This window comes from Taklimakanibacter lacteus, assembly GCA_003576695.1.
Classification (GTDB): domain Bacteria; phylum Pseudomonadota; class Alphaproteobacteria; order Rhizobiales; family Aestuariivirgaceae; genus Taklimakanibacter; species Taklimakanibacter lacteus.
The window spans coordinates 1-12,383 of sequence record QOZQ01000013.1 but is presented as its reverse complement, the minus strand read 5'-3'; the positions used below and the strand labels follow the sequence as shown (position 1 = coordinate 12,383).

Below are 12,383 nucleotides of genomic sequence, written 5' to 3'. Positions count from 1 at the left end.
AAATGCTGTGAATAACCGGGAGACAGACCATGAGCGTCGCCAAAGTCATCGAACTTACCAGCGCGTCATCGAAAAGCATCGAGGATGCCATCGAACAGGGCGTCAAGCGTGCCGACCAGACGCTCGATCAGGTCGAGGGCGTGTGGGTGCAGGACATCAAGGCGACCGTCAAGAACGGCAAGATCGCCGAATGGCGGGTCAACATCAAGGTGACCTTCCTGCTCAAGAACTGATCGTCAGGCGGCAGTTTTCAAGGGTTTTGCCCGTTCGATCCGCTGGCGCTCGCGTGGGCTGTGCAGGGCCTCCCACAAGTCGCTGCGCCGCTGGATATTGAGCCAGAAATCCGGGCTATTCCCGAAAACGCGTGCCAGGATAAGCGCGGTTGCCGCGGTTACATTGCGGCGGCCATTGCACAATTCATTGACATGCTTGCGCTGCACGCCCATGGCCTCCGCCAGCGCTGTTTGAGTGAGCTTCATGGGGAGCATGAACTCCTCGACCAGAATCTCGCCGACGGTTGCTGGCTTGCGCTTCGTCATCAGCATGGCTCACCTCACCTGTAGCTATGATCATCGAGATAGAGATCCGACGCTTCTCCCTTGCTGCCATCCCACTGAAAAATTAGCCGCCACTGCTTGTTGACGCGTATGGAATGGAACCCGGCCAAATTGCCTCGAAGCTTCTCGAAGTGGTTACTGGGTGGCACGCGCAAATCTTGATCGGTCATTGCATCGTCTATCATTTGGAGTTTGCGGAAGAGCCGGCTTTCTAGATCGGCTGGAATATTCTTTGAGTGGATGTCATCCACGAAGAATGCGCGAAGCCAGGAATCTCGAAAACCTGCGATCATTCCGCTGCCTTGCGTCTTTGTACCACTCTATGGGTCAAAGAGCAAGAATTAGTCTATTTCCGAGCTCTCGATAGTCCATGTCTCTTGCAAAGCCGCCTTCTTCCAGGCCTGGAAGGCCTCCGTCGCCAGGACAGCCTCCTTATAGGCGCGGCTTTCCGGCGACAGCTTGATGTCATAGGTGTCGAAGCGGGTGACCACGGGAGCGAACATCGCATCGGCATTGCCGAAGGCGCCGAACAGGAACTTGCCCCTCTTGCCATAGTTGCGTCGGCAATCGCGCCACAGCGCATCGATGCGGGCGATGTCGGCCTTGACTGCGTCGCTTAGTGTGATGGCCTTGCGCGGGCGGTGAAGGTTCATAGGGCACGCGCCGCGCAGTGCCGCGAAGCCCGAATGCATCTCGGTCGCCGCCGCCCGTGCCGCCGTCCGGGCGGCGCGGCTCTCAGGCCAGAGCTTCCGGCCGGGAAACATCTCCGCCAGATATTCGAGAATGGCTAGCGATTCCCACACCGTCACCTTGCCATGATGCAGCACCGGCACCTTGCCGGCGCCCGAATGCTCGGTGATGCGTTGCTTGGACTTTGCCTCGTAAAGCGGGATCACCGTTTCTTCGAAAGGAATTTGCGCCATGGTGAGCGCCATCCAGGGTCTCAGCGACCAGGACGAATAATTCTTGTTGCCGATGACAAGGTGAAGCTTCGCCATAACGCCTCCTTGGAGCGACGCGCACAGTCGTCGCCGGCGGGGCGGTGGTCAAGCAAAATCAGATGTGGTCGATCCGGGTGAGCGCGAAGACCGCCATGGCGATGAGCGCTACGACATACATGTAGAAGATCGGCGGAATTCTGATCGCGCGAGATGATGGGCGGCTACGCAACATGACACACACTCCAACACGCCCAACATTGCACGACTTCGTTAAGCAGATATGGAGACACTCTTTACCGCTGATTCACCATGCGCGCTGTGATCTTTGTCACATCGAGCGCGGCAAATAGCGCCAGGCGACATAGCCGACGATGGCCAGCCATACGCCTAGGATCACGAACACCGCCCCCAGGGGGAAGACGAGAAGGACGAAGGAATAGGTCAGCGACGGCAGCAGGTCGGACAGATCGATATAGCTGCGATAGACGCCGGTCATCTGCGGGCGCTCATGGGCACGCACCGCGCGCAGATAGGGAATGCCCCCTACCCCATCCAGTCCGGAATTGGCGACGGCGCCGATCAACAGGAAGACCGCGGCCCATATCGGCGCATCGGTCCCGGCACAACCGGCCGCGATCACGGCAGCGGCGGCAACCAGATATGCCCAAACGATCACCTTGCGCACACCGATCCGTTCCGAGACCTTGCCGAACAGATAGGCCGTGCACAGAGCAAGCTGGCTGAGCGAGATCAGCACGCCGCTCGCTTCCTTGCCGAGATTGCCTTCGATCATCAGGAGCGAGCCATAGACGAAGAAAGTCGTCCAGAAGCAGGAACGGCCGAAGGCGATGAGCCAGGCGAGCCTGAGCCGCGGCTGGCTGACGAAGCGCCCGACATTGGCGAGCGGCGACTGCGGCGTCGAGCGCGCCGCCTTGATGACCGGATGGTCGTTGAGGCGCAGGTACCAGAAGAACAGGATGACCAGGCAGCAGGTGGCGATGCACAGGAGCTGCGGCGCCCAAGGACCGTAATTCTCATACAGCCAGATGCCAAGGAACGGCCCGACCGTCCAGGACAATGTCGAGAAAGCGAGCCGCATCGGCTCCGAGCGAACGAGATCGGCCTTGCGGATGTGATCGAGGATATAGAGGGCGAGCGCGATATTGAGCGTGGCTGCCCCGACATTGCGCAGATACATGCCACCCACCTGCCCCGACAGCGTATGGGTGGCGAAGGCCAGGGAAGCCAGGATCAGTCCGACGACGCCAGCCGTATAGACCCAGCGGCGCGGCACATAGCGGAAAAGCAACGGCAAGGTCAGCGTCGAGATCAGCACGGCCGAGCTCACACAGGTGAACAGAACACTGACTTTCTGACTGGTCAGCAGCAAATCATGCGCCTGGACGGAGACGACGGTCGCCACGACGGCACGGGCGAAGGATTCGATCGCGAAGAGGCTGGCAAAGGCCACAGCCCCGCGCTTGGGCGGCACTGCTGTCCAGATGACGGGAGAGGCTTCGGAAGCCATAGGCGAGGAAACTCAAGGGGCGATGGACAAGAGCACCGCCGCCCGCGGATTCGCAAGGAATTTCAGGGCAGATCATGCATGCGCCGCCCGCATGGACTCAGGCCGGGAACACTTTCATAGCCGACGGCATAAATCCACGATGAGCGAATTTTGTTGCAGTGCAAGAAAGCGGGTTCCGCTTTCTTGCAGACGGCATTAAGGAGCGCCCATGGCCGTTTCCGAAAAGCAATCCGTCGCCCTTGTCTCCATGGCCGCGAGTGCCGGCCTCGCCGTCGCCAAGCTTGTGGCCGGGCTCCTGACCGGCTCGCTCGGCATCCTTTCGGAGGCCGTCCACAGCTTCATCGACTTCTGCGCCACGGTCATCACCTTCTTCGCCGTGCGCCTCGGTGATCAGCCGCCGGACGAGCGCCACCATTACGGCCATGCGAAATTCGAGAGTATCGCCGCCCTCGCCGAAACCGGTCTGCTGCTCGCCACCACCGGATGGATCGCCTACGAGGCGATTCACCGCCTGATCTCGGGTGATACGCAAATTTTTCTCACCTGGTGGGCGGTGGCGATCATCGTGCTCTCGATCGTCATCGACTTCTTCCGCTCCCGCGCGCTCGACCGTATTGCCAAAGCGACGTCGAGCGAGGCGCTCGCCGCCGATGCTCTCAATTTCACTTCCGATATGTGGAGCTCGACCGCGGTGCTGCTCGGACTCGCGGTCACCTGGTCCGGTTTCCCTGCGGCTGATTCGATCGCCGCTCTCATCGTCGCCGCGGTCATGGCCGTCATTGCGCTGCGCCTCGGCAAACGCACGCTCGACACGCTACTCGACGCGGCACCCGGTTCCGCCACCGAGGATATTCGCAAGATCGTCGAGGCCGCACCCGGCGTGCTGGCGCTCGAAAGATTGCGCATCCGCCCGGCCGGCGCCACGCTTTTTGCCGGTGTCGTCGTTTCCGTGCCGCGCACCATGCCGGTCGACGACTTGATCGCTTTGCGCGAGAAACTCGTCCGCGACATCCGCCTGGCCTATCCGCACGCCGATGTGACGGTCACGACCGATCCGGTGGCGCTCGACGACGAGACCATTGCCCAGCGCGTGCGGCTCATCGCCCATCGTCAGGATCTCGCCATCCACCACCTTACCATCCAGCGCGTCGGCATCCGTACCGCCGTCAGCTTCGATCTGGAGGTCGACGGCAAGATGGCGCTGCTCGACGCGCATGAAAAAGCGACGGCGCTCGAGGCCGCCATCCGCGGCGAGCTTGGCGCCGATGTCGAGGTCGAAAGCCATATAGAGCCCCTGCCCGAGAGGGTCCTTCCCGGCGAGGACCTGCCGGAACCCGGCAAGAACGAGATCGAGGCCATATTGCGCAAGCTCGCGGCCGGCGAGAAACGCGTCAGCGACATCCATAATGTCCGTATCAGGCGCAACAGCGAGGGCATCTTCGTGCATTATCACTGTCGGTTTTCACCTGACGAGGCGGTCGACACCGTTCATGAGATCATCGATCACATCGAGGTGGCGCTGCAACGGCTGAAGCCTGAAGTCAGGCGGGTGATCGCTCATGCCGAGCCGATCGGCCACGCGCTGCATTGAGGAGCGAAATGCGGATATTGAGACAAGGCGACTACAAGGTCATGCCGTGGAAGAATGGCGGCGGCATCACCACCGAAATCGCGGCCTTCCCGGCCGATGCGGGCCTCGGCGGCAAGCCGTTCCAGTGGCGGGTCAGCATCGCCGACGTGGCGAGCGATGGCCCCTTCTCCACTTTCGCGGGCTATGACCGCCATATCATGCTGCTTGAGGGCAAAGGCATGCGGCTACATGCCGAAGAAGCCGGTGTGATCGATCTTGCCGTGCCCTACCGCCCGGCGAGCTTCTCCGGCGACTGGGCCGTAAGTGGCGCGCTCATCGACGGCCCGGTGAAGGATTTCAACCTCATGGTCGCGCGGCAGTCCGGTCGGGGCGCGCTCGCCTGCCAGGAGCTCTCGGCGCCCCTGCCATTGACCGGCGATGGGTCGACGCGCCTCATTCATTCCATCGACGGCGAATTCTCGGTCGGCGGACATCTCCTGGCATCGGGCGAGACGGTAATTCTGGACGGGCTGGAGAGCGCCGTGCTGGCGCCTCTCGCTTCCACCGTTCTGATCGCCCTGTGCTCGATCTACCAGGGCCAGGGTGTGCGCATGTAGCGCAAATAAGGGGTGCGGATGGCGTGACGCTCATAGAAGCGCTGCAGGGTCCCATCCGTCTCATCGACCATCCAATAGACCTGGGATGCGCCCCGCAGATCAGCCTCGGCATAGATGGCTTTCAGAAGGGCCTCGCCTGCCCCGCTGCCGCGGCGCGCCTCGTCCACGAAGAGATCCTGCAGGAAGGCGACGTCGGACCCGGTCCAGGCGAAGGGAGCGAAGCTCACAGTTGCGAAACCGATGGCCTCGCCTGTGCCGGCGCGGGCCAGGAGGATCAGGAGATGGCTTGCCGGCGCCAGGGCCATCTGCCAGGTCCGCTCGGTGACATTTTCCGGCACCTCCCCCGACATATGGCGCTGCCACAGGCGCCACAGCCTGACCCAATCAGCCTTGTCGCCGGCCCCGGCGCGCGCCACGACGACAGGGGTCAGACCAGCCATAGCGCCGCAAGCCCCAGAAAGGCGAAGAAGCCGACCACATCCGTCACCGTGGTCACGAACACGCCCGAGGCGATCGCCGGATCGATGTCGAAATAATCGAGCGCCAGCGGCACCAGGATGCCGGCAAGCGCTGCGGCGAACAGGTTGATGATCATGGCCGCGCCGATGATGAGGCCAAGGCGGTCGGAACCGAACCACCAGAAAGCCATGGTGCCGATCAGCAGCGCGAAGATCAGCCCGCTGAGCAGTCCCGAGGCGCATTCGCGCAAGGTCACCTTCAGGGCATTGAAGGGCCCAAGCTCGCGCATGGCGAGCGCCCTGACCGCCACCGTCATGGTCTGGGTGCCGGCATTGCCGCCCATCGAGGCCACGATCGGCATGAGCACGGCCAAGGCCACCATCTGGCTGATGGTGGCGTCGAAGAACGAGATCACCCAGGAAGCGAGGATGGCGGTGAACAGATTGAGCAGCCGCCAGGCGAAGCGCGACCTGGTCGTCGTCCAGACCGTGTCGTTGATCGTCTCCTCGGTGGTCACGCCGCCCAGATGCAGGATGTCTTCTTCCGCTTCGTCCTGGATCACATCGACGATGTCATCGACGGTCAGGACACCAACCAGGCGCTGGTCGGCATCGACGACCGCCGCCGATACCAGGTTGTACTGCTTGAATTTGAAGGCGATATCCTCTTCCTCGTCGAGAACCTGGAAGGTCGTCTGCTCGCGCTCCATGATATCGGCGACCTTGCGGTCGCGCCTGTTGCGCAGGATACGGCTGACCGGCACGACGCCGACCAGATGGAAGCTCGGATTGATGACATAGATCTCGATGAAATCGTCCGGCAGCTCCTTCTCGTTGCGCATATGGTCGATGGTCTTGCCGATCGTCCAGAATTCGGGAACCGCCACGAATTCGGTCTGCATCAGGCGCCCGGCAGTGCCTTCCGGATATTCGAGAGCGCGGTTGAGCGCGGCGCGGTGCTTGCGCGATATCCTGGCCAGGATCTCCTCCTGGTCGGCGCGGTCGAGATCCTCGATCAGATAGGCGGCATCGTCGGTGTCGAGCTTCCTGATGGCGGAAGCGATGACATCGGCCGGCAGCGCCTCCATGAGCTGGTCGCGCACCGCCTCGTCGAGCTCGGCGAGGGCTTCGACATCGAAGCTGCGGCCGAGCGCCGAAATCAGGCTGACGCGTTCATCGGGCTCGAGGGCGGCGATCAGGTCGGCCAGGTCGGCGGCATGCAGGTCCTTCGCCTCGCGCCGCAGCGTCTCGGTGTCACCGGCGCCCAGTGCTCCTTGCATGGCAGCCAGGAAATCAGGCGACAGCGATCCCCATTCGTCGCGAATATCCTTTTCCGTGCCGGTTGCCGCCATTGCCGCCCGAATGCCTTTCATCCTAAATTGAAGGCACAGTTTCAGAGACCCCTGTGAAGAGCAAGACCCATCATGCGCAAGATCGAAAATGCCGAGCGGATCGTCACCAATATCAGGACCACGAAGTTCAAGCCCTATGTGGTCGACGGCAAGGTCCTCACCGACCAAAGCTATCTGCAGCTCGACGACACTTTCCCGGAAAGCGCGGGCTTCTACATCTACCGGATGGAGCCCGGCGCCTCGAGCCAGCCGCATGAGCACACCTGCCATGAGCAGTTCCTGATGATCGAAGGCGAGCTCATCGACAATGACGGCTATGTCTACAAGCCGGGAGATTTCGTGCTGCTCAAGGAAGGCACCCAGCACAATTCCCATACCAAGACCGGTGCCACGATCGCCGTCTTCGTGCGCGAGATCGAACGCAATCTTTGAGGCATGGGCGCGCCGTCATCCCCTCGCCCCGCTTCAGCGGGGAGAGGGAGGGACCCATTGCGAAGCAATGGGAGGGTGAGGGGCCTTTCTCCGATTGTGCTCAAAGCTCAGATCAAGGTTCAGTTTTGTTGAAAGTTGGATGAAGATCTGCCCGTGATGCCGATGCCCCTCACCCTTCCCGCCGCTGCGCGGCGGGCCCCTACCCTCTCCCCGCCGCGCTTCGCTTGCAGGGCGAGGGTGAAATCATGAAAACCGACACGCTCGCCAAGCTCGCTTGCGCCTATTCCGGGCTCGTCTGGGGCCTGTTCTGGATTCCGATCCGCGCCTTGGCGGGCGCCGGCATCGACGGCCTGTGGGCGACGCTGTTCTTCTATGCCGTGCCCTTCGCCCTGGTCCTTCCTCTCCTGGTCCTCAGATGGCGTCCCGCCGTCAGCGGGGGACTCTGGCTGCAGGTCCTGGGGCTCGTGCCGGCGTTGAGCCTGGTGCTCTATTCAGTCTCGATCCTCTATACGGACGTGGTGCGCGCCACGCTTCTGTTCTATCTGACGCCGCTATGGAGCACACTGCTGGCGCGCCTTTTTCTCGGCGAGCCGATCACGCCCTTGCGCTGGCTTGCCATGGCGATCGCCATCATCGGCATGCTGGTCATCTTCCATGCCGATTCAGGCATTCCGCTGCCCGAGCAACCGGGCGACTGGCTGGCGCTCTTCTCAGGCTTCCTGTGGTCGGTCGCCTCGATCCTGCTCAGGGCCGACAAGGGCACCCACGCACTCGACCTCCTCATCCAGAATTTCCTCTGGTCGGCGCTGGTCGCGCTTGTCCTCCTCGTCGTTTTCGGCCCCGGCCTCGCCGCATCGCCGCCGCTGGATGTCTACCTGGCCCAACTGCCCTGGCTCATACCGACCGTGCTCGTCGTGGTGATGACCGGCGTCTATGCGTCAATGTGGGGTACGCCCAAGCTCAATCCGGGCCTGGTCGGACTCCTGTTCATGACCGAGATCAGCGTCGGCGCCATCACCGCTGCTCTGTGGTCGGGCGACCCCTTCGGCTGGCGCGAGGTGATCGGCGTCATCCTCATCTCGGGCGCCGGCGTGCTCGAAAGCCTGTGGGAAATGTGGCGGCGGCGCGGCTCGGCGGCGCAAGCGCTCTAGAATCCGCGCGAAGTTGTTGCTTAGATGCCGGGTGAGGCGCACTCTCCTGCGAGAGGGGTCGATATGGCGAATCTCATCCGGGCTATCGGAGTGGCCGCGATCTTTATCGGGCTGGTCCTGCTGTTTTTGGCATTGCTGCCGCTTGTCCAGGGAAGGTCCCTGGCGATACTCAATTCCTTCCTCCTGACCCAGGGTGTGGCGGCCCTGTCGGCCGGCATCATTACGCTGGGGATCGGGCAGCTTATCGTGGTCAACGAACGCCTCGCCGACAATCTGGAAAACTTTGTCGCCCATGTCAGGGGTGAAGATAGCGAACAGATCGGCGCGCCGCCGCGTGAACCCCCGCGTGAAGCCTTTGCCAATGTGCCGAGCTATGACCCGCGTCGCGATCCCAAGATAGTCAAGGAAGGCAGCTACCGCTCGCACACAGTCCTCACCCTCGAGGACGGCAGCGTGGTGATCGAGACCCCGGCAGGCTGGAAGCGCTTCCGCAGCATCCGCGACTTCGAGCGGTTGGTCTCGGCTTGAAGAGTCCGGAAGCCCGACCGCTGCTGGAGCATCGGACCGATAGGCGCGAAGTGGTTTTCGGAATCCGATGCGCACATCAGAGAGATAAGGTGCGGAGGCGATTCGATGGGAACGTCCGGCGCTCTAACTGTGCGTGTCGGGAGGCTCGTCGATCCCGCGGACCCTGAACAGGAAGGATGCCCGTCCCAGATATTCGCCCGTATCAAACGCGTTTCGGCGCATGAGGCACATATTTCCCAGATACACGGACTCTTCATGTGGGGCGGGATTCGCAGCTTGAAATCCAGCAGGGCGCTGTCGGGATGGACGTGGATCTCCGGCACCTGGTTCAATCCCGGGCGAAGGCCCGGCGGTCGCGGCTCGGTTAGCCTTGGGAATCTCGTATCGACATTGCTCAGGAAGGTGCCCAGCACCGGGTCGATGTTGCCGGAGCCGATCCACACATGCACATAGAGATCGGACTGTTCAGGTACAGCGGATGGATCCGGAAATGTGATGCCGACACGGCCCGTGAGAGTGCCGCCGGGTGGAGCGCTCATCGTCCATCCGAATCCGCTCCAAATGGCGATATCCCCGCGCCCGAGCCCCTTCGCAATGTCTTCACGCCGGTTGGCTATGAGGTTTTCGGTCTTGGCCCGGTGTTTGGCGAGCTGCTTGTGACTTTCGAGGATTTCTGTCGGCGCTCTTTTCGATCTGGCCCGAAGTCAGTTTCGCCATGGCTGCATCTCCTCATCCGATTCTCTGGCAATTTTGAGCGTTCTCGCTTATATTGATGTTCCATGAACATGCTCGAAACCATCAGCATCGACGTCTATCCATGGGCTGCACCCACGCAGGAGCAGCGTGCCTGGTTCGATGCGCTGTCGCCGGATGAAAAGCGCAAGGCCATACAGGCAGCAATTGATGAAGGATTCAACGGCCCGCTATCCGGCAAGTCCATTGAGGACATCATCAACGAGGCCCGCGCGGAACGTTGACACATGCGCCATCGTATCACGGCGCGCGCGGAACGCGATCTCAAGGATATCTACCGCTATACAGTTCTGACTTTTGGCCCTGTGCAAGCCGAGAAGTATCTGCGTGAGCTTGATGCCGTGTTTGAAATCTTGGGCGACTATCCGAACATGGGCAGGGTCTACGAAGGCAGCACGCATCAGTTCGTCCATGGCAGGCACATCATCCTGTACCGGATCAGGTCAAACGAGATCGTTATCGGCCGCATCTTCCACGGTGCGGATCGGCGATCCTAACCAGGGGGATCACCGTCCCGCGCAAATGGCTCCGGGACGGTTCTGAGCTTGCTGCCTAGTGAAAATACCAGCTCAGGCCGCCACGAATGACGACAAGGTCGAGATCACTTTCGAACTCGGTTCCCTGGGCATTGTCATACTCATAGTCGGTCTTGCCGAAATCATAGTAGAGGGCCTCGGCGCGCAGACTGAAATCTTCCGAAACCGCATATTCGGCGCCGCCGCCGACGACAAAGCCCACGGCGCTTTCGGATTGCTTGTCGCTGCTGCCCAGCCCGTCGTCATTGGCGAATTCGAGATCGCTGAAGGCGACACCGCCCGTCGCATAAAGGAGGATATTGTCGGAGGCAAAACCGAGCCTGGCGCGCAGCGAGGCCAGCCAGTCCATGTCGGTCTCGCATCGGAAGGGATCGAAGTCGCAACCGCCCTCCCCATCGATATCGGAAAGATCGAAATCTCCCTCGAGCCCGAAGACGAGGTGGTCGGACTGAAAATTAAACCCCGCATGCAGGCCGCCGATTATGCCGTCGATGTCGTGGTCGAATTCGGAGGGGAACTCCGTCTCGGTATCATCACTGCCCCAGCCATAGCCGAGATGGGCGCCGGCATAGGCGCCCGACCAGTCATGGGTGGCGGGCGGCTCTTCGATATCGGCCGCGTAGACGCTCCCCGTCAGCAACAACCATGCAGACCCTAACCACAAGAGCTTCTTCAGCATGCGAGTTCCACCTTACCGCGAGACTCGCCAATCATGCCCGTGGGAAACGCCATGTTCAATTTCCAATTGAGCCGGCAACCGAGTTTCCGGTCGACCGTGTCGCCCTTGCTACAGTACAGAAACGGGATCGCGGATTAAATGCGCTTCCGGACAATCTGTATTGCCGTCGGCGCCTGATCCGGCGCCCGTATGCGGGGTGTCTTTGCACCAGGGGATTGGTGCGGCCAAGAGGACTCGAACCTCCACGATGTTACTCGCTAGCACCTCAAGCTAGTGCGTCTACCAATTCCGCCATGGCCGCAAATCATTGGAAGCGGGCGGTGTGTATCAGGCGGATATGGTGAAATCAACCCCCGCCGGGCAACCCTTTTCCGCCCGCGCAATAACGCCTATCTAGGAGCCATGCGCCCCCGCTCGAGCCTCGCTTTTGCCCTGAAATCGGGCTTTTCTGCCCGCTGGGAGGTTACCCCGGGGCTCGTCTCCTATGAGGACGGGCTCGCCCGGATGGAGCGCGAGACGCTGGCCATTGCACGCGGCGAGGCGCCGGAGCTTGTCTGGCTCCTGGAGCACCCGCCCCTCTACACCGCCGGCACCAGCGCCAAAGACAGCGATCTGGTGGCACCCGGGCGATTCCCGGTCCACAAGACCGGGCGCGGCGGGCAATATACCTATCATGGACCCGGCCAGCGGGTGGCCTATGTGATGCTCGACCTGCGCAAGCGCGGCCAGGATGTACGGGCTTTCGTGGCCGGCCTCGAAAGCTGGCTGATCACGACGCTCGCTGCCTTCAACGTGACGGGCGAGCGGCGCGAAGACCGGGTTGGCGTGTGGGTCCGGCGCCCGGAAAAAGGCCCTGACATTGAAGACAAGATCGCCGCCATCGGCATCCGGGTGCGCCAGGGCGTCACCTTCCATGGCATAAGCCTCAATGTCGAGCCGGACCTGTCGCATTTCACCGGCATCGTGCCCTGCGGGGTCAAAGACCATGGCGTCACCAGCCTGGTCGATCTCGGCCTGCCGATCACCATGGAAGATGCCGATATCGCTCTCAACAAGGCCTATCGCGACATTTTCGGCTGACTGCAGGCAGTTGCCTTTGCGAATGGCCGCCGGATTTCTCGAGTTTCCTGAATTCGCCTGCTCGCCCCGGCCAAGCACTCGGGCTAGCCCGGATTTCTCACACGGCCATTGGATATTGCCAAACGGAGTGTCGGTCTGTCTTGGGCTTCTCGCGTTATGAGCATTTCAGCGATTTCAGCCGCCCTGCGGGCGAGCTTGATC

Annotated in this window: 16 protein-coding genes and 1 tRNA gene; 9 read left to right on the top strand and 8 right to left on the bottom strand. The window is 61.6% G+C overall.

From position 1 onward, the window contains the following. Positions 1-29 precede the first annotated feature (29 nt). Positions 30-233, top strand: a complete 204-nt coding sequence (locus DT068_RS23280) for a dodecin family protein (protein ID WP_119392295.1) — start codon at positions 30-32, stop codon at positions 231-233. Positions 234-236: 3 nt separating this feature from the next. On the opposite strand, the gene DT068_RS23275 is transcribed toward DT068_RS23280, so the two are convergent. From DT068_RS23275 to DT068_RS23260, 4 genes are all read right to left on the bottom strand, one after another. Then, positions 237-545, bottom strand: coding sequence for a HigA family addiction module antitoxin (locus DT068_RS23275; RefSeq protein WP_119392294.1), 309 nt, complete (start codon positions 543-545; stop codon positions 237-239). Positions 546-553: 8 nt separating this feature from the next. Beyond that, complete coding sequence (locus DT068_RS23270) at positions 554-850, bottom strand: type II toxin-antitoxin system RelE/ParE family toxin (protein WP_119392293.1); 297 nt, start codon at positions 848-850, stop codon at positions 554-556. A gap of 48 nt (positions 851-898) precedes the next feature. Further along, positions 899-1,555, bottom strand: coding sequence for a glutathione S-transferase family protein (locus DT068_RS23265; RefSeq protein ID WP_119392292.1), 657 nt, complete (start codon positions 1,553-1,555; stop codon positions 899-901). 271 nt (positions 1,556-1,826) lie between these two features. Beyond that, entirely contained in the window at positions 1,827-3,026 is a 1,200-nt protein-coding gene (locus DT068_RS23260) for an MFS transporter (protein WP_119392291.1), read from the bottom strand. Between the two features lie 208 nt (positions 3,027-3,234). Here DT068_RS23260 and DT068_RS23255 point away from each other — a divergent pair, with 208 nt between their 5' ends. Both DT068_RS23255 and DT068_RS23250 read left to right on the top strand, forming a co-directional pair. Beyond that, positions 3,235-4,617, top strand: coding sequence for a cation diffusion facilitator family transporter (locus DT068_RS23255; protein ID WP_119392290.1), 1,383 nt, complete (start codon positions 3,235-3,237; stop codon positions 4,615-4,617). A gap of 8 nt (positions 4,618-4,625) precedes the next feature. Further along, positions 4,626-5,213, top strand: coding sequence for a HutD/Ves family protein (locus tag DT068_RS23250; RefSeq protein WP_119392289.1), 588 nt, complete (start codon positions 4,626-4,628; stop codon positions 5,211-5,213). On the opposite strand, the gene DT068_RS23245 is transcribed toward DT068_RS23250, so the two are convergent. Beyond that, positions 5,186-5,653, bottom strand: a complete 468-nt coding sequence (locus tag DT068_RS23245) for a GNAT family N-acetyltransferase (protein ID WP_119392288.1) — start codon at positions 5,651-5,653, stop codon at positions 5,186-5,188. The two genes, DT068_RS23250 and DT068_RS23245, sit on opposite strands and share 28 nt — an antisense overlap. After that, positions 5,641-7,044 carry a magnesium transporter gene (gene mgtE / locus DT068_RS23240; RefSeq protein WP_119392287.1) on the bottom strand — a complete coding sequence of 468 codons (1,404 nt, stop codon included), beginning with the start codon at positions 7,042-7,044 and terminating at the stop codon, positions 5,641-5,643. The genes DT068_RS23245 and mgtE overlap by 13 nt, the downstream gene beginning before the upstream one ends. Positions 7,045-7,095: 51 nt before the next feature. Here mgtE and DT068_RS23235 point away from each other — a divergent pair, with 51 nt between their 5' ends. The 5 genes from DT068_RS23235 (at position 7,096) to DT068_RS23215 (ending at position 10,384) form a co-directional block, all read left to right on the top strand. Further along, on the top strand, positions 7,096-7,455 hold the full coding sequence (locus DT068_RS23235) for a cupin domain-containing protein (RefSeq protein WP_119392286.1): 360 nt from the start codon (positions 7,096-7,098) through the stop codon (positions 7,453-7,455). A gap of 245 nt (positions 7,456-7,700) precedes the next feature. Continuing rightward, positions 7,701-8,606: a DMT family transporter gene (locus tag DT068_RS23230; protein ID WP_119392285.1), complete on the top strand. Its 906-nt coding sequence runs from the start codon at positions 7,701-7,703 to the stop codon at positions 8,604-8,606. A 63-nt stretch (positions 8,607-8,669) separates the two neighbouring features. Then, complete coding sequence (locus tag DT068_RS23225; RefSeq protein ID WP_119392284.1) at positions 8,670-9,134, top strand: hypothetical protein; 465 nt, start codon at positions 8,670-8,672, stop codon at positions 9,132-9,134. Positions 9,135-9,913: 779 nt separating this feature from the next. Further along, positions 9,914-10,111, top strand: a complete 198-nt coding sequence (locus tag DT068_RS23220; protein ID WP_119392283.1) for a hypothetical protein — start codon at positions 9,914-9,916, stop codon at positions 10,109-10,111. A 3-nt stretch (positions 10,112-10,114) separates the two neighbouring features. Beyond that, a complete protein-coding gene (locus DT068_RS23215) occupies positions 10,115-10,384 on the top strand; it encodes a type II toxin-antitoxin system RelE/ParE family toxin (RefSeq protein ID WP_119392282.1) in 270 nt (89 codons plus the stop codon). A 55-nt stretch (positions 10,385-10,439) separates the two neighbouring features. Here DT068_RS23215 and DT068_RS23210 read toward each other — a convergent pair whose 3' ends face one another. Further along, positions 10,440-11,102 carry an outer membrane protein gene (locus DT068_RS23210; protein WP_119392281.1) on the bottom strand — a complete coding sequence of 221 codons (663 nt, stop codon included), beginning with the start codon at positions 11,100-11,102 and terminating at the stop codon, positions 10,440-10,442. 216 nt (positions 11,103-11,318) lie between these two features. Continuing rightward, positions 11,319-11,403 (bottom strand) — tRNA-Leu (locus DT068_RS23205). Positions 11,404-11,504: 101 nt separating this feature from the next. On the opposite strand from DT068_RS23205, the gene lipB reads away from it, so the two are divergent. Then, a complete protein-coding gene (gene lipB / locus DT068_RS23200) occupies positions 11,505-12,182 on the top strand; it encodes a lipoyl(octanoyl) transferase LipB (RefSeq protein ID WP_119392280.1) in 678 nt (225 codons plus the stop codon). The last annotated feature ends 201 nt before the right edge of the window (positions 12,183-12,383 follow it).

Excerpts from the sequence above, each read along its gene's own strand:
- DT068_RS23260 (WP_119392291.1), bottom strand. The coding sequence starts at position 3,026 with ATGGCTTCCGAAGCCTCTCCCGTCATCTGGACAGCAGTGCCGCCCAAG.
- DT068_RS23220 (WP_119392283.1), top strand. The coding sequence starts at position 9,914 with ATGAACATGCTCGAAACCATCAGCATCGACGTCTATCCATGGGCTGCA.
- DT068_RS23230 (WP_119392285.1), top strand. The coding sequence starts at position 7,701 with ATGAAAACCGACACGCTCGCCAAGCTCGCTTGCGCCTATTCCGGGCTC.
- DT068_RS23215 (WP_119392282.1), top strand. The coding sequence starts at position 10,115 with ATGCGCCATCGTATCACGGCGCGCGCGGAACGCGATCTCAAGGATATC.
- DT068_RS23210 (WP_119392281.1), bottom strand. The coding sequence starts at position 11,102 with ATGCTGAAGAAGCTCTTGTGGTTAGGGTCTGCATGGTTGTTGCTGACG.
- lipB (WP_119392280.1), top strand. The coding sequence starts at position 11,505 with ATGCGCCCCCGCTCGAGCCTCGCTTTTGCCCTGAAATCGGGCTTTTCT.
- DT068_RS23225 (WP_119392284.1), top strand. The coding sequence starts at position 8,670 with ATGGCGAATCTCATCCGGGCTATCGGAGTGGCCGCGATCTTTATCGGG.
- DT068_RS23280 (WP_119392295.1), top strand. The coding sequence starts at position 30 with ATGAGCGTCGCCAAAGTCATCGAACTTACCAGCGCGTCATCGAAAAGC.
- DT068_RS23235 (WP_119392286.1), top strand. The coding sequence starts at position 7,096 with ATGCGCAAGATCGAAAATGCCGAGCGGATCGTCACCAATATCAGGACC.
- DT068_RS23255 (WP_119392290.1), top strand. The coding sequence starts at position 3,235 with ATGGCCGTTTCCGAAAAGCAATCCGTCGCCCTTGTCTCCATGGCCGCG.
- DT068_RS23265 (WP_119392292.1), bottom strand. The coding sequence starts at position 1,555 with ATGGCGAAGCTTCACCTTGTCATCGGCAACAAGAATTATTCGTCCTGG.
- DT068_RS23245 (WP_119392288.1), bottom strand. The coding sequence starts at position 5,653 with ATGGCTGGTCTGACCCCTGTCGTCGTGGCGCGCGCCGGGGCCGGCGAC.
- DT068_RS23250 (WP_119392289.1), top strand. The coding sequence starts at position 4,626 with ATGCGGATATTGAGACAAGGCGACTACAAGGTCATGCCGTGGAAGAAT.
- mgtE (WP_119392287.1), bottom strand. The coding sequence starts at position 7,044 with ATGAAAGGCATTCGGGCGGCAATGGCGGCAACCGGCACGGAAAAGGAT.
- DT068_RS23270 (WP_119392293.1), bottom strand. The coding sequence starts at position 850 with ATGATCGCAGGTTTTCGAGATTCCTGGCTTCGCGCATTCTTCGTGGAT.
- DT068_RS23275 (WP_119392294.1), bottom strand. The coding sequence starts at position 545 with ATGCTGATGACGAAGCGCAAGCCAGCAACCGTCGGCGAGATTCTGGTC.